This window comes from Sediminibacterium salmoneum NBRC 103935, assembly GCF_000511175.1.
GTDB lineage: Bacteria > Bacteroidota > Bacteroidia > Chitinophagales > Chitinophagaceae > Sediminibacterium > Sediminibacterium salmoneum.
On the sequence record NZ_KI866530.1, the window covers coordinates 2438221 to 2464213 of the forward strand.

Consider the following 25993-nt stretch of genomic DNA (forward strand, 5'->3'; position numbering starts at 1 on the left):
TTATGAAAATAGCTTTATAGAATTTATATCTGCTTCTCATCCATTAACTCAAGCCGCGTTTAATTATTTTAACTCAAAAAATAAATCAATTAAAAATGCCTTTTCTTTTTGCGTTCAAAAAGAATTTGCACCTAAAGGATTAGATAGTAATACAATATATTTTTTGGCTAAGTATAAATTAACATATACAAAATATTCAATGGCGCTTAGAGACCCAGACAAGAGTTCTCATGAACTAATATTGTGTTTTAAATTGACTGAAAGTAACACTTTCGAAGAACTTGATAGTAATCAATCTCAATTATTGAATTCAATTGAAATTGAAAAGTGGTTTACAAATTTTGAACAAAACCCCAATCAAGATGAGGCTAATTATATGATGGAAATACTAGAGCCATTATTAATGCATGCTTTTTTTACAAGAAAAATGAAACTAGAAGAAGAATTAAAAAACACTTACTTATCAAGACAATATCGCTTAATTGACACAGAAATTGATTTTTTAATCAGGCAAATAGAAAGAGCTGAAAATATTTTTAAAGAAAATAGCGATAACTCAATTAGGTTTATTTACAAAGAACAAATTGAGCGATATAACCAAAAGATAATACAGTTAAACTCTCAAAAAAAGAACGTTAAAGTTTTTATCGATGATGATTTTCAATCCTTAACATTAATTCAATTTATTTAAAATGAAAAAATAAAAGTCGGAATTGATTTCGGTACTTCTCAGACTAAAATCTGTTCGAGAAATATTGATAACGATCAGAATCAGTTTGTCTTTCACAAATTTTCTTTTAATGATGATTATTCTTTGCCTACTACAATCAGTATAGAAAAGTCTGGAAAGTGTTTATTTGGAACTACTGCCCCTAATAGCATAAGATTTTTTAAAATGAAAGCTTTGTTCTCTGAAAATGAATTTTATAAGAATCAGCTTGCTCATTCTAATAATTTTGATTTGAAAAATCATCCAGAAATTTGCTGTATTTTATATCTCTGCTATTGTATTTTAGATGTTAAATCTACTTATAAGATTCAAACAAACCAGTCAAATGAGAAAAAATCAATTCTTTCTCGTTTCTTTAAAAATACAAGCACTTCTGATTCTAGAGAAGATTCCAGCCGAACACTTAGTCATCAATTTCATTTTACCGTTGGAATTCCGACACGTTATGATTGGACACCAGAGGAACACAAAAGAAGAAGTTTGCAATATGAAATGCTTTATTTGGCATTAGAATTATCTAATTCCTACGAAAATCTAAATGAATATCTTGAAGATAACTTGAGTAATTATCTATGTAAAATTAAAGTAATTTATACTGAATTTTTAAATATTGAAAAAACGGATTTATTAGATTTTTATGCTTCTAAAAATATTTTTATTGTAGCTGAAACAACAGCTGGAATTTTCGTTTTATTAAATAGATTTCAAAGAACCTTAGAATCATTGAGAGGTAATTATCGTGCTATTGAAAAATTTAAGAAATCCTTCTTAGGTAACTATATTACTCTTGATGTTGGTGCTGGAACTACGGACGTTTCATTTTTTTCTATTACTACTGATAGAAACAAAATACGATTAGACTACCATGCATCCGAAACCATAGATTATGCATCTAATTTCTTAATTAGAGATTATCTCAAATTACGGGATAATCTAGATGAAGTTAGTGAGGATGATATCGCTACTTTTAACTTTATAATTGATGACAATATTTGGAATACTGCTCTTGGGTATTCTAGAACAATTTTGAACAAAAGAATTAGGTCAAAAATATTACAAGGACTTTTGGAGAAATATGCAAGTAGTTTTAGAATTAATTGGCAATTTGATGAAAATAATACTAAAGCGAGGGGTTGTAAAGTTTATGGAGGTGGCTCGAAATTAAATGCTTTTGCACAAGGTCAAATTGAATTGCACAATCAAGGCGTTCTTGTATATAATCCTTCATTAATAGTAACGACTGAAATACATCCTTTAATTGAGGGAAATGGAGAAGAGTACCTTACAAATATTAAATTTATTAATACAAATGGTAGTCCTTTCAAAAAGAAAGAACTTAATAAAGTTATTGATAGGATTCATTATTTAAATACCGCACTTGGTTTGTGTATGGTAGATAATTTAAACAATCCCAATGCAATACAAGCATATCGACAGAATGATTTTTCTCTAATTATTCCTGCAAATAATGAAGGGTATGATGAAGGTATGGTTCAATATGATATTTTTAACAGAGATTGGCTATAATGAACATGAATGTGAAGCCTCCCAAACATATTTTATCGAAGTCCACTTTTATGTATGGCTGTCAGTGCCCCAAGCGCTTGTGGTTGCATAAATATCAACCCAATGAAAGAGATGAAATAGACGAAGAACAACAAGCGGTATTTCAGCAAGGAACGGATATAGGAAAGTTAGCGGAGCAATTATTTCCAGGGGGAGTAGACGCGCGGCCTAAGGATGCTTTCTCTTATCAGCAATCGGTAGCCGATACAGCCAAGTATATAGCCAAAGGGCATGAAGTCATTTATGAAGCGGCTTTTCAATATGAAGGACTATTGTGTGCCGTTGATATTTTGGTAAAACAAAACGACCAATGGTATGCCTATGAAGTAAAAAGCAACACTTCTGTAAAGCCTCAACATATACCTGATGCAGCTTTTCAATATTATGTGATAACCCATGCAGGATTGGAGCTGACTGATTTTAGTATCATCCATTTGAATAATCAATATATCCGAAAAGGGGATTTGAATGTGCAAGAACTATTTTGTGCGGAATCGGTATTGGAAAATATTTTATTGGAGCAGGATTTTATTCATTCGCAGGGCGAAAGTTTGAAAGAAATGCTGCAGCATAAAAAAGACATGCCCCAAGTAGAAATGGGCGATCATTGCAACAAGCCTTATGCCTGCGACTTTCAGGGTTTTTGTACTGCCGATTATGAGGCAGAGGAAGATGAACCAGAAGAAGAATACATTGATAAGGAATTTGTACAGGAATTTTTATCAGCCATTGAATATCCTATTTATCATATGGATTTTGAATCCTGGAGTACTGCGGTTCCGCAACATGACGGGCACTGGCCATTCAGACAAGTCTGTTTTCAGTATTCGGTACATGTAGAAAGAAGTGCAGATGCTGCCCCGGAGCACTATGAATATTTAGCAGAAGGAACCCATTGTTCCAGTCTGGATTTTTTGGAGAGTCTTTTAAAAGTGCTGGGGAAGAAAGGAACGATTTTGGTTTACAATAAAACTTTTGAAGCTACTCGCTTAAAGGAACTCATGCGAGAGTATCCTCAATATGAAAAAGCCATTCAAAAAGTTTTAGACAGGATGGTTGATTTAATGCAACCCTTCCGCAAGCATGTTCGCTTGCCAGCCATGCAAGGCTCTTATTCTATCAAGAAGGTCTTGCCCGCGATGGTCCCTGAATTGAGTTATGATGAACTCCCGATTGGAAATGGTGGTGATGCCAGCGCTGCGTTTTATCATTTGAAGGATACGATTGATTCAGCTGATGTTGAGCGAACCCGAAAAGCTTTGCTTGAATATTGTAAAATGGATACTTATGCGATGGTGAGGTTGTTGGGGGTGTTGAGGGGGATATAATTAAGGCCTTTGAACTATTTTTCATTAATTGATTCTATGTAAAATGAAAACAGAACGAGAAAATAAGAGCTCCTTGATTGATGCTAAAAATTTATTGCGAGAGGTGGCGGCTATTAATAAAAAATATGAAGGAATAGAAACCATTACGGGTGAAAAGTATAATGTCTTTAAGATTTTAAAAGTAGATACAAGTGAAGTTAGATTACATTCATCATTCATAGCTTCATTGCTTGATCCAAATGGAACTCATGGTCAAGGATCAGCATTTCTTCGGTTGTTTCTTGATTTTTGTCAAGTCAAAATTGATAATCTTTTCCATCTGGATGGATCTAGTGTAAATGTTGAAGTTACTAGAAAAAACGGAAGAATTGATATTGTTGTAAAACTTCCAAATGGACAAATTATTGTTATTGAAAACAAAATATATGCAATAGACCAGCCTCAACAATTAGTTAGATATAAATTAAACTATCCTGACTGCTATTTAATTTATTTGACACTTTCTGGAGATGATCCAGGTGAAAACAGCATTACAAACTTAGATTCAAACACTTCACTCGAAAAAGGAAAAGATTTTATTACGATATCTTATAGAGATGAAATATTAAATTGGCTTATTGAGTGTAGAAAAGAAGCCACCAACCATCCAATCTTAAGAGAGACTATTTCCCAGTATATTAATTTAATTAAGTACCTAACTTTTCAGAACATGAGTAATCAAAATAAACAAGAAATTATAGACTCAATTATTAATAATTCAGATAATCTTGATGCAGCACAAAATATTTATAGTTTATGGAGTGATGTAAAGCTTACAATTACTGGAAATTTAAAAGAAGAGATTGTTAAAGTTGCCAATGAATTAGGTTTAGTAATGGATTGTGATAGTAGTCAATTTGGAAAACCAGGTTCAAGTTTTTGGTTTTATAAGAACACTTGGGATGTTTGTTTTTCTTTTTACTTTGAAAAAGACGCAGAAAAATTAAGTTTTGGTATTGATTTGTCTGATAGTGATCATGATATAAGCAATGCTTTAAAAAACAAGATTAATGGTATGTTATCGAATTTAGATTTTGGTCAAGTATATAAAAATGAAAACTGGATTTATGTTGCTGACTTTAAAGTATGGAGGGACACTGCATGGAAAAACAAAGTGGCTGTTATTCCTGCAGAAATCAAAAAGACTATTTTGAAGATGCAAGATGATTTAAAAGATGTTTTGAAATAAGGTATTTTTATATTGAAGAAATTTATTATGACTAAAGAAGTAAAAGAAAAAACAATCGAAGTTACCCTTTGGGATACTGCCAATAAATTAAGAGGAAGTGTAGAGCCTGCCGAATACAAACACGTGGTTTTAGGGCTGATTTTCTTAAAGTTTGCCAGCGACAAGTTTGAAGAACACCGAGCCAAACTGATTAGCGAAGGCAAAGAGAAATACATAGAGATGCCTGAGTTCTACAATATGAATAATGTATTCTTTTTGGAAGAAATCAGCCGTTGGAGTTACTTGATTAAGAGAGCCAAACAAAACGACATTGCATTGCTCATTGACACCGCCTTGCACACCATTGAGAAAAACAACAAAGCCTTGAAAGGTGCATTGCCCGACAATTACTTTTCTCGTTTGGGATTAGATGTAACAAAACTGGCCTCATTGCTAGATACAATTAATGATATTAATACTACTAAAGATCCTAAGCAAGATGTAGTGGGTAAAGTGTATGAATACTTTCTTTCAAAATTTGCATTGGCAGAGGGAAAAGGCAAGGGAGAATTTTACACTCCAAAAAGCATTGTAAACCTGATTGCCGAAATGATAGAGCCGTACAAGGGTATCATTTATGACCCTGCTTGTGGTTCGGGTGGTATGTTTGTGCAGTCTATCAAGTTTATTGAAGCACACCACGGCAACAAAAACGAGATTTCCATTTATGGACAAGAATACACCAACACTACTTACAAACTGGCAAAGATGAATCTTGCTATACGTGGCATAAGCGGAAACTTAGGCGAAAAAGCAGCAGATACGTTTTCAGACGACCAACACAAAGATCTGAAAGCTGATTTTATTATGGCAAACCCACCTTTTAACCAAAAGGACTGGAGAGCAGAAAATGAATTGACAGAAGACCCACGGTGGAGGGGTTATGATGTGCCACCAAAAAGCAATGCCAACTATGGTTGGATTTTAACTATGGTTAGCAAACTCTCTGAAAATGGGGTAGCGGGCTTTATCTTGGCCAATGGCGCATTAAGTGGTGGTGGCGAAGAATATAAAATCCGTAGAAAACTAATTGAAAATAATTTGGTTGAAGCAATTTTGGTTTTGCCTCGAAATTTGTTTTATACTACGGACATAAGTGTTACACTTTGGATAATAAACAAAAATAAGAAAGCACGGAGTAAAAAAGTAGGTGATGAAACTCGCAATTATCGTGAACGAGAAAAGGAAATTCTGTTTATGGACTTGCGACAAATAGGAGAACCATTTGAAAAGAAATACACTCAGTTTTCGGATGATGATATTCAAAAAGTTGTTAACACTTACCACCAATGGCAATGCCAAAAAATTAAAAATATTCCCGAGTTCTGCTATTCTGCTTCTTTTGATGAAGTATCTAAAAAAGATTTTTCGTTGGTACCGAGCAAATACATTGAGTTTGTAAACCGTGATGAGAATATTGACTTTGAAGAGAAAATGCAAATCTTAAAAAGTGAATTTGCCAACTTATTAAAAGCCGAAGCACAAAGCAAAAATGATTTACTAAACGTATTTAAAGAGTTGGGTTATGAGATTAAACTATAAACCACTTGGTAAATATATTCAGCCTGTAGTTGGGAGAAACAATGAGTTGGGTGATTTGCCTTTAGTTGGTTTGAGTATTCAGAAAAAGTTTATCCCTTCTATTGCCAATACTATTGGAACGGATATGTCAACATACAGAATTATTGAAAGAAATCAGTTTGCATACGGCCCTGTAACATCAAGAAATGGTGAAAAAATCACCATAGCCTTATTTAATGATTTTGACAAAGCTTTAATTTCTCAGGCTTATGTTCCTTTTGAAGTAAAAGACAGCAACGAACTTAATCCCGAATATTTAATGATGTGGTTTCGGAGACCTGAGTTTGACCGCTATGCAAGATTCAAAAGCCACGGTAGTGCAAGAGAAATTTTTGATTGGGAAGAAATGAGCAATACGCTTTTACCCATTCCCCACATTGATAAACAAAGAGAAATTGTAAAAGAATATAACACCATCCAAAATCGCATAGATCTTAACCAAAAACTCATACAAAAACTCGAAGAAACTGCACAGGCGATATATAAGGAGTGGTTTGTGGAGTTTGAGTTTCCTGATGAAAATGGAAAACCTTATAAAAGTAATGGTGGGGGAATGAATTGGTGCGAGGAGTTAGGGAAAGAGATTCCGAAGGGGTGGAAAGTAGCAAAGCTTAGAGATGTATTGGATTGTAATCCTGAAACAATATCAAGTAAAGACGATTTTAAAATCATTTTATACTTAGATACGAGTAATATTACAAATAATCGAATTAATGAATTGCAGGAATTAGATTTGGAAAGAGATAAAATCCCAAGCAGGGCGAAGCGAAAAGTTAAAAATAACGATATCATCTTTTCAACAGTAAGACCAGCTTTAAGACATTATGGGATAATAAAAAACATGCCTGACAATCTAATTGTTTCAACAGGCTTTGCTGTTTTTAGAGCAAATGAACAAGCTGTTTTCCCCGAGTTAGTTTATTCATTTTTAACTGATATAAAAACAGTTGAATATCTACAAGCGAAGGCAGAGATGAGTGTATCTACATATCCGTCTATAACTTCTGATGATATTATTAATCTCGATTTTACATTGCCTCAAAAGCGTGTGCTTGATTTAGCAAGAAATGTTTTTAAGTACAAAGATGACTTAATTAATTTGAAAAATAAAGAAAACCAAAAGCTAACAGAAATGAAAGCGTTATTGCTTTCGAGGTTGGTGACAGTAGAAAATTAATTGAATAATTATGAAGCAAAAAGTTATTTCATATATAATTAAAACACTAAAAAAATTAATTCTATTTATTGAAAAGAAATTTCTTTTTGCCAATTTAAATGAACAAGCATTAATCTCTCTTGCACCCAAAATTATTATCGATGAAACTGAATTAGCTAAAATACATCCGTATCTAAATAATTTAAAAAGAGCAATAAATACTGACGGTATAAATAATATTGCTTTAACTGGAAGCTATGGTTCTGGGAAAAGTACAATTCTTAAAACATTTCAGTACCACAATACTCAATATAAATATTTAAACATATCACTTGCTTCATTTAAAGACAATAAAGAAGATAAAGTTGAATTTGAGCGCAAATTAGAAGTAAGCGTATTGCAGCAGATGTTTTATCATGTTGAGCCCAATAAAATTCCTGATTCTCGATTTAAACGTATAATTAACATAACTACCGGTAAGCTCATTTTAAAAACTTTATTTGTTATTTCATGGGTAGTTAGTACTATAATATTGTTTAAGTTCGACTACATTAATATGCTCAATCCTCTAAGTTGGAAATTGAGTTTACCAGTTGATTGGCTTGCTATAATCTTTATATCTATTTTCCTCACAGGAATTGGTTTTTTTGTTAAAACTATAGTCAGATTATTTAGCAATTCTAAGATTAATAAGTTCAATATTAAAGGGGAAGTAGAATTAGGAGAATCAAATGACAAATCTGTTTTTAATCAGCATTTAGAAGAAATACTATATTTCTTTGAACGTACCTCTTTTAATGTGGTTATTATAGAAGATGTAGACAGATTTAACAGTACAGATATTTTTACTAAACTTAGAGAAATAAATATTTTAATTAATAATTCAAATCTTATAAAACGTAAAGTTTCATTTGTTTATGCTATTAAAGATGAAATGTTTAAAGATAGCAATGAACGAGTTAAATTCTTTGAGTATATAATTCCAGTTATTCCTTTTGTAAACCCATCTAATGCAGGAGAACAACTCGCAAAGCTAATTAACTCAGCCAATTTACAAAATGACCTTTCTCTTGAATTTATTAATGATGTAACAACCTTTATTAACGATATAGATATGAGGTTGTTAATTAATATTTTTCAAGAATTTTTAATTTATAAAGAAAACCTCATTTCGGTACTAAACTACAATGAACTTTTTGCGATTATAATTTATAAAAACTTATTTCCTGAAGACTTTGGAGAGTTATCAAAAGGTAGGGGCAAACTTTATGAATTTTTTGCTAACAAAACGGTGTATACCAATTTTTTAATTTCAGATCTAAATGAAAAAATAAAAAAATTAGAAATCGAAAATTTAGATACAAATGCTGAACAAATAGCCACTATAAAGGAGTTAAGGCAAGTTTATATTGCTGAAATTATTAGTAATATATCTAATCCGTCAACTATTAATGGCGTTGAACTTAAATTACTAATTGAAGAAGACAACTTTAATGCACTGATAAACAACAAAGACAATATTACTTATCAGTCATTCATTCCAAGCAGATATAGTAGTGGTAGATACGAATTAAGTAATGGCGAACTAGGAATAAGGATAACACAGATTGAAAAGAAAGTAAATGCTCAGTTTGATTATTTTGAAAGAGCTCGCCACATTAAAAATAAACTTAACAATAAAATTGAACTTAATAAAACTGAAATTGAAAAATTAAAAAAAGAGATTAATAGTATTCAACTATTGAATATAAAAGAAATCTTCGAGAAAGTAAGTATCGATGTGCATTTGAACAATTTTAAAGAAAACTACCTGATTAGAAATTTACTGCTTAATGGCTATATCAATGAAAACTACAACGACTATATATCCATTTTTCATGAAGTAAATCTTACTAAATCTGATTTTGAGTTTGAACGTAAAGTAAAAAGTGGAATTTTATTGCCTTTTGAATATGAACTAATAAAAACTGAAAATGTAATAAAAAGATTAGATCTAAAATACTTTACTAGGGAAGCTATATTGAATTATACATTATTAAATGAATTGATTAAGATACAGAACAAATATTTATACAAATACAATTCATTTTTTGAATTACTAAACCATGATTCCGAAAAAACATTTCAATTTGTTTTAGGATATTTAGAAAGGAAAGAAAGTAATTCATCTAAATTTTTGAAGCATTTAATAAATACTAAAAAAAATTTTATATCCTATCTTCTAAACAAATCAAACTTGCCCGAAATTAAAATTAGGGAATTGATAAAACTCATCTTTGAATATGCAGATAGAAATGATATAAATAATCAATCTGAAATTAATCTATTAGTTAAATGGTTTAATAATTTGTCTGATTTATGTGCATATTCTACACAGATTAGAGAAGTAATAAAATTACAATCTTTTTTAATAGAACACAATGTAATCATTAGTCAATTAGATTCACCTAATGTATCGACCCCTTAATTTTTGGACAAAAAGGGTTAAAAATTTGAGACAATTTCGGTTATTTCTTTTGTTTTTTGGGTTAAAGTGTTTTGGTTAAATAATTGCAGGAACTGTTCTGGTGATTTTCTACCCAATGAGCCGTGTTTCCGGTGATTATTGTACCAGTTGTAATAGCGTTCAAAAGTCATTTTTAGCGTGATAAATGGATTCAAACTCAAAGCGTTCCACTACTTCTCGTTGGATATTGCTGTGAAGTGATTCTATGTAGGCATTTTCTTCTGGAGTGGCAACATGGGTAAATTCCTGGTTAACTCCTTTTTCTTTTAAAAACTGCCTAACTACTGTCGCAATAAATTGAGCTCCATTATCATTTCTGATTGTTACGTTTTCAATTTTGTAATCCATTAGCAGTAAAGAAAGCAGGATAATCACGTCCCCTTTTTTGATATTAAACCGAAGCATATGGGTCAATACTTTTCGGCTAAAAGCATCAATTACGGTAAGTAATAGTGCATTGCGCTGTGCTCCATGAATATGGATATACTTGATATCCATACAAAGGTGTTCTAGCGGCCTCGTTGCTATTATTTTCCGGAACCGAACAAACGATCTGGGTACACCTATCGAACCAATTTTACGGTTAAATAAAAGATGATTGACTTTCATTAGCCGGTATACTTTCTTGTGATTAATGATGTATCCCTTCACTTTTAATTCATCCCAGACATTTTTGTAACCGTAACAACAGAACTCTTGTTGAAGAATTTTCTCCACATGCTCAATAACCACCTTGTTTTCAACCAGTTCTCCGTCTTGGGTAATGGTCATTTGGCTTGGTTTACGACCACGTATACCATCTCCACGCTTGTAGTAAAAACTACTGCGAGGAACACCTGACCATGACAAAAGATCCTGTTTACTAACCATTGGATGTGATTGAAAACTTTGCATTACTTCGACCGACGCTGTTCGTGGAATTGACTTTTTTTTAAAAGCTCAGTCTTGAACTCCAGTTCAATCTGCTGCTTCGCAACAATATTCTTAAGTAAACGAATCTGCTCTTCCAGACCTTCTACTTCAGGATTGCGAACCTTGACATACGATTGAAGATTGGCAACACCCCCTTCATTAAAGTTGTCCTTCCAACGCCTAAATACAGTCGGTGAAAGATTGTGCTTACGTAGTGTTGCACTAACACCATACTGGTCTGCTTCATTAATAATTGACAGTTTCTCAGAAGCAGAGAAACTCCTTCTTGTTTTTGACATGTTTCCTAAATTTAGTGACTTAATTGTTTAGTACAATTCTGTCCAGCTATTTAGGGGGTCAATACACTAATGAGCAATCTAATGATACTTTCAGTCTTATAGTTGAGTATAAACTTTATTTAATAATACCAAGTAACTTACTGGTAATATTAAAATGGCATAATCAAAAAGCTGCTGAAAATGAATTTTATACTTCAAATTATACATTCTTAAAAAGTACAATGCCCATATATGTTTTAGAACATATTGAAGAAAACATTTCTTCCTATGTTAAAAATGTTTTATTGAAATTACCAGAGAATAAAAATGAAACAGAAGAGTCTATTATAAACTTATTAAATAATCAATTTTTAAATGATGATTTAAAAGCCGATTTTTTACATGTGCAGAGGCATAAAATAGAATTCATTTCTTCAATTCAAGAATTAGAAGATTTGGAGTTAGCTATCAGTTTTAATAAAATTCAACCAACTTGGAAAAATGTAGTTGAATATTATAGTCGTCTTGAAGAGAATGCAGAAATCAATGATATTTTAATTGATTATTTTAATGATGAATTAAACTATAAATCCTTAGCTAAAGATGAACTTTCTATATCAGACGGAAAAAACGAAGAATTAGTTAAAGAATTTAGTATGAAGCTAATTTATTGTAATTCGTTAAGTTTATTAGCTTATAGTAACATCCTACAATCTATTTCATATCGTTATGATTCCTTTCAGTTTGATAAATTAGATAAACAAAAAATTGAATGGTTGATAGAGAATGAATTTATTATTTTGAACCAATCGAATTTTGATGGAATAAAAAAAATTGACAATCACTTATCAATAAGATTACTTGAAGTTTATGAAAAAGAATTTATTGATAAATTGACTGATTTTGTTCTAGATACTAATGATTGGCACTTTTTATTAAATTCAAAATCATTTAGTCCTGAGGGTAAAATTATTGTTATTCAGCATATTGATGAAAGTATTATTATTAATAATGTAAGAATAGCAGATATTATTTGTTATCTACTTCCCAATGATAAATTTATCCCTTTAAGCTTTGATGTATTAAATGCAATGTTTAAGTCTAACGACTCGGTACAAAAACGAATAGAGTTATTGAATTTTCATTTTGATAGTTTAACAGAGGATCAATTAAAAAGATTAATTGAAGAACTGGGAGAAGATTATGCAAGAATGTTTGTTAAGCAAAAAAAACCTACAATTGCCAATACACCTTTTAATAAAAGATTAGTAGAGAACTTAAAGAAAAGGAATATGATAAGTAGCTTTACTATAATTATGGAAAAAAATGAAATAAAGGTTGTAGCTAGATATAACGAAGAATGAGAATGAAATTCACCGAAGAAAAATTAGAAAAGGCGTTTACTGAGTTGCTGGGGCAAGAAGGCTTTCCTCACCATTTAGGCGTTACGATAAATCGTAAGACCGAAGAAGTTTTGATTGAAGAAGATTTGCAAAGCTTCCTATTAACTCAATACGAAGGTCAAGGCATTACAGTAAACGAAATTAAATCTATCATTCTTCAACTCAAATCACTTTCCACTTCTGACCTATACGAAGGCAACAAAACATTTCTAAAAATGCTTTCAGATGGTTTTATTCTGAAAAGAGAGGACCGTACTCAAAAAGACATTTACATTCAATTGATTGATTATTCAGGCTTAAATAAACATCGTCAACCTAATCCTGATCAATTGCTTACACTTGTTGCAGAATTTGAAGAAGAATATTCACTAGATAATAACATTTATAAATTTGTTAATCAATTAGAAATTCAAGGCTCAGAAATGAGAATCCCTGATGGAATTGTTTATATTAATGGTTTACCCTTAGTGGTTTTTGAGTTTAAATCTGCCATACGTGAAGAAGCCACTATTTATGATGCTTACAAGCAGTTAACTGTACGCTATCATAGAGATATTCCAGAGCTTTTTAAATACAATGCTTTTTGTGTCATCAGTGATGGTGTAAACAACAAGGCAGGCTCATTCTTTGCTCCGTATGATTTTTTCTATGCTTGGAGACGTGTTGCTGGACTTGCCAAAGATGTTGACGGCATAGATTCAATGTTTACACTCATTCAGGGAATGTTTCATAAAAACCGTTTGCTTGACATTATTCGCAACTTTATTTACATACCTGACAGCTCAAAGAAAAACGAGAAAATTGTTTGTCGTTATCCGCAATACTATGCTGCGAGAGCATTGTTTGATAATATCAAATTAGCTCAAAAGCCAGAAGGAAACGGAAAAGGCGGAACTTATTTTGGTGCAACAGGTTGCGGAAAGAGTTTTACAATGCTTTATCTGACGAGGCTTTTAATGAAAAGTGAGTACTTTGAGAGCCCAACCATTGTATTAATTACAGATAGAACCGACTTAGACGACCAATTATCGGGGCAATTTACCAATGCTAAAAATTTCATTGGTGACAACACAGTTGTAAGCGTAGAAAGTAGAGCAAATTTGCGAGAATTAATTCAAGGCAGACAAAGCGGTGGTGTTTTTTTAACCACCATTCACAAGTTTACAGAGGATACCGACCTACTTACCGACAGAACCAATGTAATTTGTATTTCTGACGAAGCACATAGAAGCCAAGTAAACCTGGATCAAAAAGTAAAAGTGACCGAAAATGGCGTTACCAAAACTTATGGTTTCGCTAAATATCTTCACGATTCATTACCCAATGCCACATTTGTAGGTTTTACAGGGACTCCAATAGATGCAACGCTTGATGTATTTGGTAAAGTGGTTGATGCTTATACAATGACAGAATCGGTGAAAGATGAAATCACCGTGAGAATTGTGTATGAGGGCAGAGCTGCTAAAGTTTTGTTGAATAATTCAAAACTCAAAGAGATTGAGGAATACTATGCTAAATGTGCTGAAATAGGTAGTAATGAAAACCAGATTGAGCAAAGCAAAAAAGAAATGGCTCAGATGTATGCCATTATTGGCGACCCTGACCGCTTAAAGGCAGTTGCAGAAGATTTTGTTAGTCATTATGAAAAAAGAGTTTCAGAGGGTTCAACTGTAAAAGGAAAAGCAATGTTTGTTTGCAGCACTCGTGAAATAGCTTTTGAGTTGTATAACAACATAATTGAAATAAAACCAGAGTGGAACGAAATAAGGGCAGCCGAAGAAGGTGCAGTACTTACAGACAAGGACAAACGTGAACTGAAACCAATTGAACGAATCAAACTCATTGCCACGAGAGGACAAGATGATCCGAAGGAAATGTATGATTTGTTAGGAACGAAAGAACAACGTAAGGAACTCGATAGACAATTCAAAAATGAAAAATCAAACTTCAAAATTGCAATTGTGGTTGATATGTGGCTGACAGGGTTTGACGTGCCGTTCTTAGATTCAATTTACATTGATAAACCAATTCAGCGACACAATTTAATTCAAACCATTTCAAGAGTAAATCGAAAGTTTGAGGGTAAAAATAAAGGTTTGGTAGTGGATTATATCGGGATCAAAACGCAGATGAATTTAGCCTTGAAGCTATACAGTGAAGGCGACAAAGACAATTTTGAAGACATTGCAGAATCCGTCATTATTGTAAGAAATCATTTAGACTTATTGGCTAAACTGTTTCACACTTTTGATAACTCAAAATATTTTAATGGTACGACAATTCAGCAATTAAATACTTTGAATCTTGCTTCCGAATATGTTCAACAGACCAAAGAATTTGAAACCCGTTTTATGGGCTTGGTTAAACGACTGAAAGCGGCATATGATATTTGTGCAGGAAGTGAACAATTTACGCAACAAGAAAGAGATTACACGCACTTCTACTTGGCAGTGCGTTCAATTGTTTTCAAACTCACAAAAGGAAATGCACCAGATACGGCACAAATGAACGCCAAAGTTCGGGAAATGATTAAAGAAGCTTTGCAAAGCAAAGGGGTAGAAGAAATTTTCAAACTTGGAGAAGAAGCAGAAACAGAACAAGATTTATTTGACAAAGATTATTTAGCTAAAATCAATAAAATCAAACTACCTAATACAAAAATAAAATTACTCCAACACTTACTTTCAAAAATAATTTCTGATATTAAAAAAGTAAACAGGGTTAAAGGAATTGACTTTACAAAGAAAATGCAAGCCTTGGTTGACCGATACAATAATAGAGATGCCAATGATATTTTAAGAAGTGAAGTGTTTGATGAAATGGCTACAGCGCTGACTGATTTAATTTGGGAAGTCCACAAAGAATTTTCTGCAGGTGACGCATTAGGAATTGATTTTGAGGAGAAAGCATTCTATGATATTTTGAAAGAATTATGCAAAAAGTATGACTTTAATTATCCTGATGATAAAATGATTGAGCTAGCGAGAGCGGTAAAAGAACTAGTTGAAGGCCAATCAAAGTTCCCTGATTGGAATAAAAGAGATGATATAAAGTCAGCACTTAAAGTTGGATTGATTCTACTGCTAGATGAATATAACTATCCTCCAGTTGAGAGAGATGAAGTGTATGTTGAAATATTTGAGCAAGCGGAGAACTTCAAAAAATATAATTAATGTCAAATAATCTTTATGCAGTTAAATGAAGCAATAACTATTCATACTATAGAGCTTTTAACCACAAAGTATGAATTACCCAAGCAATTCATTGATAAATTGTTAGATGAGAATGGCTTAAATAACTGTGAGCTTACAATCAACAAACAACTAACAAATAAAGAAAAATTAAAATTATTATTGGGTGCCCTCGGCTCCCAGTTATTTTCAACTTCAGTGGAGTTAAGAAAGAGGGTAATTGCAAATTGGCCTATTGATGAAATTAATAAACATTTTGATATTCGTTCAAGTACAAGTGGTAACACACTTCAGCATAAAATCCGAATTCTGTCAGAATTGAAATGGCATAACGGAAAATCTTGGGCGAACACATTTGTAAAAACATCTGGATTAAATCTAGTTTTTGCTGGATTGGCTAATGATCAACGTAAACCAAGATTCGAAGACATAGAACCTATCATTAAGCCACCTGAGTTAAATGAGTTTCAATTAGAATTAAAAAATGCTCTAATTAAAACTCTTAATGAAAAGGGAGATAAGGCAAAATGCATGATTTCATTACCAACAGGGGGAGGTAAAACAAGAACAGCCGTTGAAGCATTTGTTGAATGGTTACAGCCTCGTTTTGCTGAAGGAAAATATTTAATTTGGTTAGCACAAAGTGAAGAGTTGTGTGAGCAAGCAATAGCTTCTATTAGTCAGGTTTGGTCCTCTAAAGAATTTTCAGAAAGCTTAAGGGTTTATAGATTCTTTGGAAGTAATACAATTGATTTAGATGATTTATGTGGAGGCGTCTTAGTTTGTACAATAAATAAATTATATAATTCAGTAAATTCAGATGATGAGTTTATTAATGAAATCATTACTAATTGCGGAGCTTTAATTATTGATGAAGCTCATCGTGCAACTTCCCCGATGTATGAAAGTCTTTATTTATTCTCCAAGAAAATAAAAGGAGAAGATATGTTTCCAGTTTGTGGCTTAACGGCTACACCAGGACGAATTGATACATCAAATTTAAGTAGGTTGTTTCAATATAATTTAATTACTCCTAATCTTGGGAGCAAATACGAGGAGAATCCTCTTGAGTATTTTAGAGAAAACAATTTTTTAGCTAAGCCTATTCATAAAGAAATTCAAACTAAATTTTCAATTGGAAAAATTAATATAGAAGATTCAAATGGACAAGAGTCTATAATAAATAACTTAGAATTACATTTTAAAAAAACGCTAAATAAGGATTTAGCAAAAGATGTACTTCGAAATATTTTAATAATTGAAACTTTAAGAAATATTCCAAGAGGTCAACAAACTTTAGTTTACGCATGCACAGTTGAACATGCTGTTTATTTATCTAGTATTATGAACTTTTACGGAAAAACTTCTGTAGTAGTTTCTTCAGATACTCGAAAACCATTAAGAAGAAAATATATTGATCAATTTAAAAAAGGAGAAATAGATTTTATTTTTAACTATGGAGTTTTAACAACCGGTTTTGATGCACCAAAAACTGAAAATATTGTTATTTGCCGACCAACCTTCAGTGATGTTTTATATGAACAAATTGTTGGTAGAGGATTACGGGGCGTTAAGTTCGGCGGTACTGAGTTTTGTACTATAATTGATTTCTGTGATAATTATCAAAGATTTGGAGACCAACAAGCGTATAATAGATTTAAACATTTTTGGGTAAAAGAATGCTAATCATCAAGTGTAAACTTTAAAAATTTAATAAATGAGTTCAGAACCATCTAATTTATTTACCAGAGCTGGTGATAATAAGCCTGAATATCGAGACGGTGTAAAGGAACAGACAAAGCCAATTCTTAAATCCTATCTAGATCTTTTTTGTAAAAAATTTTCTTCAAATATTTCCAATTTCAGATATTTTAATATGGAAATAAAAGGAAACCTTTATCCGGTAATAGATTCAACTGTTGAAGATGAATTATTTAAAAATGTAAATTTCCAAATTTCAACTGGAGATGCATTTAATTATAATTCTTATAATTCTCGAATGTGGGTGAAAAGACTGAAAGAGGGAAAATGGTTTTGGTGTAATTTTAATGTCATCGAAAATGAAGATATCAATAAAGAACTTTTGTTTTATTACATTCTTAATGATGATAATAAAATAAAAGATATGCATTTGAATAAAGATGTGTTCACTGATATTTTGGCAATGAGAAAGAATGATCCTTTTGAAAACTTTCCATTCGATATTTCTAATATTATTTCAAAGTAGTATTTTTTATTTTTTAAATTATGACTTTTTAAATGAATTCAACTTCACTTAAACGAAAATTCAAAGAGCGAAAACTATACTTTGCAGAGAATAATACAATTCGCATCCATCGTGCAATAAGTTGGTTGGAAAGTGCTAATTATGTAAATGAAAATGATGATTTATCATTTATTAGTTTATGGATTTCATTTAATGCATGTTATGCAGTTCAAATGCCCAAAGACGAAATACTTTCTGCAAAAGAAAACTTTCGCGTTTTTTTGAAGAAATTAGTTAAGCTCGATACTGAAAAAAGGTTTTACAACTTATTATGGAATCAATTTTCTGGACCTGTTCGATTATTGATCAATAATCAATACATTTTTAGACCATTCTGGGATTTTCAGCGTGGAGAAATTATAGATTGGAAAAAGCAGTTTGATCAATCAGTTGAAGAATCTATGAAATACTTGTCTAATAGAAAAGTGGTTGACCTGTTAGAAGTTGTATTAGACAGGCTCTATACACTTCGTAATCAGTTGGTCCACGGAGGTGCAACTTATAAAAGTGAAGTGAATCGTGCTCAGGTAATTGACGGAAAAAATATTTTAAATATGCTGGTCCCTTTAATAATTGAAATCATGATGGATAATGAATTTGAAGACTGGGGGGAGATTTATTATCCGGTTATTTAAATAAAATAATGATGAACTTTAATATTTCTAATTACATATTTCAACGTAATCGCTTTGATTATGTTTTTTATTATAGACTTGAGTCAACAGATGCTAAATTAGATACTTTGAATAGTGCTAAATTTTTAACAGATACATTTAAAAAGCACCTTTTATGTAAGAATGGTAGTTATGTTAATTCTACTGCAATTAATTTTATAAGTGCTTTATTACAGTCTTTTGAACTTGAATATCATAACTCTCTATTTGATTTAATTAAATCAAAATTCACTCATGTATCTTTTTTTCCTTTATCAAGATATAATAATGAGCCTGGATTCGTAAAAACCTTTAATGATTTTCTCTCCACAAGTTTAGGTTTAGAGACATTAGAAAGTTTTTTTGAAATTGATTATGATAATATTTTAAACATACATATTGAAGATAATGTTGAGAATTATTTTAAAATTAAAGATGTTGATTTATCTGGTATGTCCATCTTAATTTATGATGTAATTTTAGAAAATCGATCTTTACTTAAGATTATTGATCAAGAATTAAGAAAAAGAGGGGTTAATAATGTTTTGTGGTTAGTAGGCACTGAAGTGGGGGAAGAGGTATCTGGTGTTTCTTGGCAGTATAAATCTTGTTCACTTTATAGTTCTAATTCTTCAATAAAATTTGAAGATTTATCGACTGCAGAAATCATTTCAATTCTTGAAAAGGATTCAATTATTAATAACAATGTCAGTTTTTTAATGGATTTTAATGAAGAAATTATACCCGTCGAAATGGGCTTTGTTACCTCCAACTTGGATTCAAACATCCCCCTTGAATTTAGTTTATTTGGCCCAAAGGTTATTTTTAAATTAGGAATAAAAGACCTTGATTATAAATTGATTAATTTCAATTTTCAAAATTTCAAAGGGTTTAATGAAACTATTGGTTATAATTTATCAATGTATCAAATCAAAAATAATATACTAACCACGCAAAATACCTTGTTAATTCCAGGACAAGTATTTGTTTTGGCCAACCAACTCTCTCATTTTGATTAATATGGAAGATAATATTTTCACAAGAATTACTTTTGGTAAATATAAGGGATATACAATCTTTGAAATTTATAACTTTCAACCTTCCTACCTAGAATGGGCAATTTTAAATACAGAGATGTATGCTATTTCCTACAGTAGCTTACTTAAGCTAGAAAAACCTACTCCTTTTTCTCTTTATCGTTTAGAACATAATGGACAGATTTATTGGATAAATAATTTTCAACCAAATTATGATTACATTAAAGCTGCCTATCAATATATTAGTGAGGGAAATATAATTACTCCAGTTGAGTATTATTTTTCGCAACTAACCTTAAATCGTATGTTACCATAATCGATTTTTGTTAAAAACCTTTTTATTTGAAGTCATTCCTAATTTAAAGTAAAAAACTAATTCCTAAACGCCGCATATTTATAATTATCTGTAATGATAATTTTGGCGCTTTGGCATTCTTTCAGTTCGTATTTGGGTACAACACCTTTTTCTCTCTGTTCCGACATTTCTTGTAGTCGTCTATAATATGCCCTATTTACATCGTCTAAGCTAAAGGAAGAATAAGGGTCTATATTTAATATATAGCAAGACTTTATAAGAGGATGCCTATCTAATTGGGCGTTTGGTTGCGGAATGCTATTCTTTTTTTCAGCTTTGACTGGCGCTGGCTCTTTTGATAAAATATAGTTTGCCAATCGTATCAAAGCAAATACCCAAATAATTATCCAAATACCAGACATACTACCCCTTTTTTATTTATTCACAACCTTTCTTTCCGCCCACCTTTTTAATAATTTGTTACAATGATAATTAATTCTCTTTCAACTGTAGAAACCTTACCCGAAAATATTCAGGGAAATAAAACCATTACTCTAGAACAAATAGATACTACCGGCCAAGTGATTTTACATTGTAAGCATTTCGGTTGCAATGCAGAATGTGGTAAATCAATTCGTTGCGAAATTAAATTGAATCCAGGAATTGCGCTGGTACCAGTTGACGTTGGTAATCCTTCCACCTTATTGCATACGTATAAAATTAATTTGCCTCCGAAAAAAAATTATAAAACGGATTACTGTACAGAGTTTACCTTGGTATTTAGCGCCCTCCCTAAAAATTGTACAGCCTTCCATTTTATTGAACCCGATGCACCTGATGGTGAAGGTTGGGTTATTCGTAATGTCAAAAGATCAGCTACCGATGTTTATAGTCTTACTTTTAGCAATCAATTGTCTTACGAAGGCGAGATTGACTTTTAAGCAGACTCTTCCAATAGGTTACATTCACCCCCTTTAATTTTACCTCCTTCAAATATCTACCATGCAAACTCTCAAAACCATTCTCGACGCCGAATTAGATCGTTTAATCAGTATCCAACAATTTCAAGAACCTGCGGAGGGCGTGTCTTCTGGTTTTAAATATTTGGACAGGGCCATCAATGGATTTAGGCCGCAACACTTATACCTCTTGAGCGCTGCACCCGAGTCGGGTAAAACGGCGTTTTTGCTCAACCTATTATTAAACATTACCGTTAAAAAGAAAAATCCTGCTAAAGCCCTGTTCTATAGTTTAGACATTAGTGCGGCAGAAGTAGGGCAGCGTTTATTGAGTTGTAATTCTGAGGTTTCCATGGATCATATTTTTTATGGGTCCACTAAGCCCGTTGTTATAGAAAAACTCTACATTGATGTTGATCAAATTAAGGATCTCTCTACTAATTTATTAATTGAGGATTATCCTTCCTGCTCTATAGATAGCATTCGTGCGCAATTAACCCAATTGAAATCGCATAATCAATTGCCTGCTATGGTGGTGATAGACAATATCAATCGCATTGCGGTAGAGGGCTATCCTGCTCCAGAGTCGGATGACAATGGAGCCATTCCATTTTCTTTAATTGAGCAGTTAAAAAATATCGCCATCGATTTTAATATTCCGCTCTTGGTATCTCCCGAAACCACTCCTGTTGATCCTGAAGTTGAAACCGATCGTATGCCTCGGTTATACGTATTACGTCAAAAATATTTCAATCTTCACTTAATTGATGTGGTGATGTTTCTGGTGTCTCCTCAATATTATCAGTTTCCCGGTGAGGAAGAACATCAGCGACATCTTTCAAAACTAGGAAACCCCATGCCCCCAGGCTTTTCTGAAATGCATATTCGTATTCCCCTGAACCGCTGCGGCCCTATTACCACGGTGTACTTTACTGCTAATATGGAAACCCAGACGATTTTGGAGGATGTGGGGTATAATTGATTGGGTACAAATGATAATATAAGTCACTATATTTGCACTTAAACAGATAAGTGAAAATATAAAATTCTATATTTGCACTTATAAACAATTTTAAATCTGTATGAATATAAGCAGTTTTGAGTCAGGAAAATTGGTGCAAAGACTTGAATATAAAAGCTTTGAACCTAATTTCATCAATACTGAATGGCATTTGGACAATGATGCTGTTGCATTATTATTAAGCCAAGCCGACCAAAAACTGGGTGAATTGAATGCTTTCAGTCAGCTTATACCAGATGTGGATTTTTTTATAAAAATGCACGTAATAAAAGAAGGAACAAAAAGTAGTCGTATTGAGGGCACTCAAACTAATATTGACGAAGCTATACAAAAAGAGGAATTTATTCAACCTGAAAAGAGAGATGATTGGCAAGAAGTGCAAAACTATATTCAAGCAATGAATACTGCTATTGAAGAATTGAAACATCTTCCTTTGAGCAATCGACTTCTAAAAAATGCACACAAAATAATTTTACAAGGTGTTCGTGGAAAACATAAGCAGCCAGGAGAATTTAGGATAAGCCAAAACTGGATTGGTGGAAGTAGCTTAGCGGATGCAAAATTTATACCACCGCATCATGAAGGCGTATTAGAATATATGTCAGACTTAGAATATTTTATTCATAGTGATAACAGCAATCTCCCTCACTTAATTAAAATTGCCGTTCTGCATTATCAGTTTGAGACTATTCACCCATTTTTAGATGGCAATGGCAGACTAGGCAGACTTTTAATAACACTTTATTTAGTAAGTTCTGGTTTATTAGTAAAGCCCACATTATACCTGTCAGATTTTTTTGAAAAGAATAAAGAACATTATTACGACAACTTAACAGTTGTTAGAACTAAAAACGACTTAGTGCAATGGCTTAAGTTTTTTTTAGAAGGTGTTAGAGTGACTGCTGAAAATTCTATAAATACCTTTAAAGAGATTATTGCTTTAAGGGCTTCAGTTGAAACTAAAATTATTTCACTTGGTAAAAAGCAAATGCTTGCAAAAACTGTTTTACAATATTTATATAGTCAGCCAATTACCGATATGCAAGGTATTGCAATTGCAACAAATGTGAGTGTAACTAGTATCTCAAGATTACTGAATGACTTTATAAAACTTGAGATTTTAGTTGAATTGACTGGTTTTAAGCGCAATAGAATTTTTGCGTTTGAACAATATTTAAAGCTATTTAGATAAGAACTTTTCCATGAACGAAGAAGATTTATCGTAAATTGAATGCTATCTAAAGCATTCTCATGAAAAAACTCCTCCTCGCATTCGGCCTGTTGACATGCACAGCCGGCGCAATCCAATTAAAAGCTCAGGACACTGCGGCCATTTATTGGAAACTCGATTCCATTGCCGTGATTGATCAAAAAGTAATGATGCCCATGCGCGACGGCATCCGTTTGGCTACCGATATCTATCGCCCAAAGGGCAATGGAAAGTATCCGATTGTATTTTCTCGTACGCCGTATAATTTCAATACCTGGGTGGATGGTAAAATGACTACCCGCACTTTAGAAGAAGCATACCAAGCGGTTAGTCGTGGCTATGCCTTTGTAGTGCAAAACGAAAGAGGTCGCTTTTTCTCTGAAGGCGAATGGGATATTTTAGGCACGCCCATCACCGACGGCTATGATGCCCTAGAGTGGATGAGCAAACAATCCTGGAGCAATGGGAAAGTCGGTGTTATTGGTTGTTCCTCTACGGCCGAATGGCAGATGGCAGTAGCTTCTCAGGGGCATCCTGCTTTGGCGGCCATGGTGGCGCAGGGTTTTGGTGCCGGTGTGGGCCGAGTGGGAAAATTCATGGAACAGGGTAACTGGTACCGTGGTGGTGCGCAACAAATGCTGTTTACGTCTTGGTTGTATAGCACCCAACACGATAAGATGGCACCTAAATTACCAGTAGGCATTCAGCAAAAAGACTTAGTGCGTTTGCAGAAGTTTTATGATATGGGTCCTGAATATCCAAGAGTAGATTGGGCGCAGGGATTAAGAACGCTGCCTGTAAAAGACATCATTAAAAAAGCACAGGGTCCTGAAGGCATTTACGAAGATATGATTGCCCGCAAACCCAATGATCCCGCCTGGTTCAAGGGTGGATTGTACCACGACAATATGCCGTTGGAAGTGCCTGCTTATTGGTTCGTGAGCTGGTACGATGTTTCTTCTGCACCTAATATTGCGTTGTTCAATCATGTGCGCAATGCGGCTAAAAACAAATCGGTTGCCGATAATCAATACTTAGTCATTGCTCCTGTTTTGCATTGCTCTTATAAGCGTGCCACCGAAAATACCATCGTGGGTCAGCGCAGTGTGGGCGATGCTCGTTTAAATTATGATGAACTTACCTGGGGCTGGTTCAATATGTTATTGAAAGGTGAACAAAACGATTTTAAAGCCAAGCAACCCCGAGTTCGTTACTACACCATGGGCTCCAACAAATGGCAACAGGCCGAAAGTTTTCCTTTGGCCAATACTGAAATGAAATCGTTTTATTTGTCTAGTGCAGGTAAAGCCAATACGCGCAATGGGGATGGTTCTTTAGCTATGATGCCTCCTGCTAAAGATATTCCTGATGTTTTTACCTACGATCCCATGAACCCGGTTACTTCTTACGGAGGTAATGTTTGCTGTACCGGAAACGCCGTACAGGGCGGCAGTTTTGATCAATCCGAAATGGAATTGCGCAATGATATCTTGGTGTACACTTCCGAAGAACTAAAAGAAGGGGTGGAAGTAACGGGCTTTATTGAATCTACCCTTTATGTTTCTTCCACTGGTTTGGATACCGATGTTACCATCAAATTGATTGATGTGCATCCCGATGGAAAAGCCTATAACCTAGATGAAACCATTCAGCGTTTGCGTTACAGAGAAGGCTACGACAAAGAAGTCTTTATGGAAAAAGGGAAAGTGTACAAAGTAGATTTAACGCCGATGGTGACCAGCAACTATTTTGCACCGGGCCATAAAATTCGCATTGAAGTGTCCAGCAGTAACTTCCCTCGCTTCGATCGCAATATGAATACAGGCGGTAACAACTACGATGAAGCTACTGGTGTTGTGGTGCAAAATAAAATTCACCACTCTAAGCAGTATCCTTCTGTGATTAAATTGCCAATGATTAAAAAGTAATTATTTGAGTGCAGCCGCAGGCAGGGTAAAGCCCATGCTCTCTGCACACCAGTAAACATTTACAATATAGAAGCGGTCCTGGTCCTTAAACAGTTGTATGCTATTGATACCTCTGTTAGTGCTAGGACCGTTTTCTGTTTCCCTGGTTTCGTAAGTACTGAATGCATGATACACGGTGCCAAAAGAAACCGTTTCGCGTTTTAATTCTTTTTCGAAGAAACCGGTTTTGATGCGCGTGCTGAACATGGTAATGTATTCCTCAGGCGTCATGGTTCTGTACATGTATTTTCCTGCCGCATCTTTTCCTGTTGGGATCAGCTTTGCATCTTTACCAAACAAGTATTTGAATCTTTCCCAATCGCGGGGCTCTCCAGGTGCGCCACAAATCACATTGTATAAAGCGGCTATAATATTATCGACACTGCTTACATCCTTAGCATACTTTGGGTTCGCGGGGGGAGCAAAACTGGCAGTGGTAGCAGAGGCGTTTGCAGTTTGTGCTGTGGCTGTATTTAGAATAAGTGTTGTTGCTAAAAATAGGAAGCAAAAAAAGCGGTTTGTAATTTTTTGCATGATTAAAAAGTTAAATAGAATGAAGAATAATTTACATTAATTGAGTTAACCTACTTTCAAAAGTATGGGTTATTGAAAATAAAAAAATCCCCTCATTAAAAATGAAGGGACTTATACAAACTATACTCGGGGG

22 protein-coding genes are annotated in these 25993 nt (G+C 33.2%); 18 read left to right on the forward strand and 4 right to left on the reverse strand.

From position 1 onward, the window contains the following. The 7 genes from P767_RS0111350 to P767_RS0111380 all read left to right on the forward strand — a co-directional run. A partial coding sequence (locus P767_RS0111350) for a hypothetical protein (RefSeq protein WP_172637542.1) occupies positions 1-691 on the forward strand: 691 nt, incomplete at its 5' end. 123 nt (positions 692-814) lie between these two features. Continuing rightward, positions 815-2257, forward strand: coding sequence for a hypothetical protein (locus P767_RS0111355; RefSeq protein ID WP_157611499.1), 1443 nt, complete (start codon positions 815-817; stop codon positions 2255-2257). Then, positions 2257-3624, forward strand: a complete 1368-nt coding sequence (locus P767_RS0111360) for a DUF2779 domain-containing protein (RefSeq protein ID WP_051417322.1) — start codon at positions 2257-2259, stop codon at positions 3622-3624. Before P767_RS0111355 ends, P767_RS0111360 begins: the two co-directional genes overlap by 1 nt. 43 nt (positions 3625-3667) lie before the next feature. Then, positions 3668-4852, forward strand: a complete 1185-nt coding sequence (locus P767_RS0111365; RefSeq protein ID WP_026764594.1) for a PDDEXK-like family protein — start codon at positions 3668-3670, stop codon at positions 4850-4852. A 27-nt stretch (positions 4853-4879) separates the two neighbouring features. Next, positions 4880-6433, forward strand: coding sequence for a type I restriction-modification system subunit M (locus P767_RS0111370; RefSeq protein WP_026764595.1), 1554 nt, complete (start codon positions 4880-4882; stop codon positions 6431-6433). Next, complete coding sequence (locus P767_RS17985; RefSeq protein WP_037351773.1) at positions 6417-7649, forward strand: restriction endonuclease subunit S; 1233 nt, start codon at positions 6417-6419, stop codon at positions 7647-7649. Before P767_RS0111370 ends, P767_RS17985 begins: the two co-directional genes overlap by 17 nt. A gap of 10 nt (positions 7650-7659) precedes the next feature. Then, positions 7660-10095 carry a YobI family P-loop NTPase gene (locus tag P767_RS0111380; protein WP_026764596.1) on the forward strand — a complete coding sequence of 812 codons (2436 nt, stop codon included), beginning with the start codon at positions 7660-7662 and terminating at the stop codon, positions 10093-10095. Between the two features lie 159 nt (positions 10096-10254). Here P767_RS0111380 and P767_RS16900 read toward each other — a convergent pair whose 3' ends face one another. Together P767_RS16900 and P767_RS0111390 are read right to left on the reverse strand one after the other, a co-directional pair. Beyond that, positions 10255-10905: a DDE-type integrase/transposase/recombinase gene (locus P767_RS16900; RefSeq protein WP_172637543.1), complete on the reverse strand. Its 651-nt coding sequence runs from the start codon at positions 10903-10905 to the stop codon at positions 10255-10257. 122 nt (positions 10906-11027) lie between these two features. Next, entirely contained in the window at positions 11028-11345 is a 318-nt protein-coding gene (locus P767_RS0111390) for a transposase (protein WP_026762921.1), read from the reverse strand. Positions 11346-11368: 23 nt separating this feature from the next. Between P767_RS0111390 and P767_RS0111395 the strand changes: the two genes are divergently transcribed. The 7 genes from P767_RS0111395 to P767_RS0111425 are packed head-to-tail and all read left to right on the forward strand — an operon-like array spanning position 11369 to position 20190. After that, positions 11369-12688, forward strand: coding sequence for a hypothetical protein (locus P767_RS0111395; protein ID WP_026764597.1), 1320 nt, complete (start codon positions 11369-11371; stop codon positions 12686-12688). A 2-nt stretch (positions 12689-12690) separates the two neighbouring features. After that, positions 12691-15900 (forward strand): type I restriction endonuclease subunit R, encoded by a 3210-nt coding sequence (locus P767_RS0111400; protein WP_026764598.1) that lies wholly within the window; start codon positions 12691-12693, stop codon positions 15898-15900. 15 nt (positions 15901-15915) lie between these two features. After that, a complete protein-coding gene (locus tag P767_RS0111405; RefSeq protein WP_026764599.1) occupies positions 15916-17604 on the forward strand; it encodes a DEAD/DEAH box helicase in 1689 nt (562 codons plus the stop codon). A gap of 31 nt (positions 17605-17635) precedes the next feature. After that, complete coding sequence (locus P767_RS0111410) at positions 17636-18145, forward strand: hypothetical protein (RefSeq protein WP_026764600.1); 510 nt, start codon at positions 17636-17638, stop codon at positions 18143-18145. 32 nt (positions 18146-18177) lie between these two features. Then, positions 18178-18819, forward strand: a complete 642-nt coding sequence (locus tag P767_RS0111415; RefSeq protein ID WP_026764601.1) for a HEPN domain-containing protein — start codon at positions 18178-18180, stop codon at positions 18817-18819. A gap of 8 nt (positions 18820-18827) precedes the next feature. Next, positions 18828-19856: a hypothetical protein gene (locus P767_RS0111420; RefSeq protein WP_026764602.1), complete on the forward strand. Its 1029-nt coding sequence runs from the start codon at positions 18828-18830 to the stop codon at positions 19854-19856. A 1-nt stretch (position 19857) separates the two neighbouring features. Continuing rightward, positions 19858-20190, forward strand: a complete 333-nt coding sequence (locus tag P767_RS0111425) for an exodeoxyribonuclease X C-terminal domain-containing protein (protein WP_037351775.1) — start codon at positions 19858-19860, stop codon at positions 20188-20190. 56 nt (positions 20191-20246) lie between these two features. Here the strand turns inward: P767_RS0111425 and P767_RS0111430 are convergent, their stop codons facing one another. Continuing rightward, positions 20247-20591: a hypothetical protein gene (locus P767_RS0111430; protein ID WP_026764604.1), complete on the reverse strand. Its 345-nt coding sequence runs from the start codon at positions 20589-20591 to the stop codon at positions 20247-20249. 63 nt (positions 20592-20654) lie between these two features. On the opposite strand from P767_RS0111430, the gene P767_RS0111435 reads away from it, so the two are divergent. The 4 genes from P767_RS0111435 to P767_RS0111450 all read left to right on the forward strand — a co-directional run bounded on the left by P767_RS0111435 (position 20655) and on the right by P767_RS0111450 (position 25287). Then, positions 20655-21110: a hypothetical protein gene (locus P767_RS0111435; RefSeq protein WP_026764605.1), complete on the forward strand. Its 456-nt coding sequence runs from the start codon at positions 20655-20657 to the stop codon at positions 21108-21110. A 61-nt stretch (positions 21111-21171) separates the two neighbouring features. Beyond that, entirely contained in the window at positions 21172-22110 is a 939-nt protein-coding gene (locus P767_RS0111440) for a DnaB-like helicase C-terminal domain-containing protein (RefSeq protein ID WP_026764606.1), read from the forward strand. Between the two features lie 100 nt (positions 22111-22210). Next, complete coding sequence (locus tag P767_RS0111445; RefSeq protein WP_026764607.1) at positions 22211-23341, forward strand: Fic family protein; 1131 nt, start codon at positions 22211-22213, stop codon at positions 23339-23341. Positions 23342-23400: 59 nt separating this feature from the next. Further along, complete coding sequence (locus P767_RS0111450; RefSeq protein WP_026764608.1) at positions 23401-25287, forward strand: CocE/NonD family hydrolase; 1887 nt, start codon at positions 23401-23403, stop codon at positions 25285-25287. Here the strand turns inward: P767_RS0111450 and P767_RS16905 are convergent, their stop codons facing one another. Beyond that, positions 25288-25860 carry a hypothetical protein gene (locus tag P767_RS16905; RefSeq protein WP_037351777.1) on the reverse strand — a complete coding sequence of 191 codons (573 nt, stop codon included), beginning with the start codon at positions 25858-25860 and terminating at the stop codon, positions 25288-25290. Positions 25861-25993: the final 133 nt, after the last annotated feature.

Coding starts and splice junctions, on each gene's coding strand:
- P767_RS0111360 (WP_051417322.1), top strand. CDS start 2,257: ATGAACATGAATGTGAAGCCTCCCAAACATATTTTATCGAAGTCCACT.
- P767_RS0111365 (WP_026764594.1), top strand. CDS start 3,668: ATGAAAACAGAACGAGAAAATAAGAGCTCCTTGATTGATGCTAAAAAT.
- P767_RS0111370 (WP_026764595.1), top strand. CDS start 4,880: ATGACTAAAGAAGTAAAAGAAAAAACAATCGAAGTTACCCTTTGGGAT.
- P767_RS17985 (WP_037351773.1), top strand. CDS start 6,417: ATGAGATTAAACTATAAACCACTTGGTAAATATATTCAGCCTGTAGTT.
- P767_RS0111380 (WP_026764596.1), top strand. CDS start 7,660: ATGAAGCAAAAAGTTATTTCATATATAATTAAAACACTAAAAAAATTA.
- P767_RS16900 (WP_172637543.1), bottom strand. CDS start 10,905: ATGACCATTACCCAAGACGGAGAACTGGTTGAAAACAAGGTGGTTATT.
- P767_RS0111390 (WP_026762921.1), bottom strand. CDS start 11,345: ATGTCAAAAACAAGAAGGAGTTTCTCTGCTTCTGAGAAACTGTCAATT.
- P767_RS0111400 (WP_026764598.1), top strand. CDS start 12,691: ATGAAATTCACCGAAGAAAAATTAGAAAAGGCGTTTACTGAGTTGCTG.
- P767_RS0111405 (WP_026764599.1), top strand. CDS start 15,916: ATGCAGTTAAATGAAGCAATAACTATTCATACTATAGAGCTTTTAACC.
- P767_RS0111410 (WP_026764600.1), top strand. CDS start 17,636: ATGAGTTCAGAACCATCTAATTTATTTACCAGAGCTGGTGATAATAAG.
- P767_RS0111415 (WP_026764601.1), top strand. CDS start 18,178: ATGAATTCAACTTCACTTAAACGAAAATTCAAAGAGCGAAAACTATAC.
- P767_RS0111420 (WP_026764602.1), top strand. CDS start 18,828: ATGATGAACTTTAATATTTCTAATTACATATTTCAACGTAATCGCTTT.
- P767_RS0111425 (WP_037351775.1), top strand. CDS start 19,858: ATGGAAGATAATATTTTCACAAGAATTACTTTTGGTAAATATAAGGGA.
- P767_RS0111430 (WP_026764604.1), bottom strand. CDS start 20,591: ATGTCTGGTATTTGGATAATTATTTGGGTATTTGCTTTGATACGATTG.
- P767_RS0111435 (WP_026764605.1), top strand. CDS start 20,655: ATGATAATTAATTCTCTTTCAACTGTAGAAACCTTACCCGAAAATATT.
- P767_RS0111440 (WP_026764606.1), top strand. CDS start 21,172: ATGCAAACTCTCAAAACCATTCTCGACGCCGAATTAGATCGTTTAATC.
- P767_RS0111445 (WP_026764607.1), top strand. CDS start 22,211: ATGAATATAAGCAGTTTTGAGTCAGGAAAATTGGTGCAAAGACTTGAA.
- P767_RS0111450 (WP_026764608.1), top strand. CDS start 23,401: ATGAAAAAACTCCTCCTCGCATTCGGCCTGTTGACATGCACAGCCGGC.
- P767_RS16905 (WP_037351777.1), bottom strand. CDS start 25,860: ATGCAAAAAATTACAAACCGCTTTTTTTGCTTCCTATTTTTAGCAACA.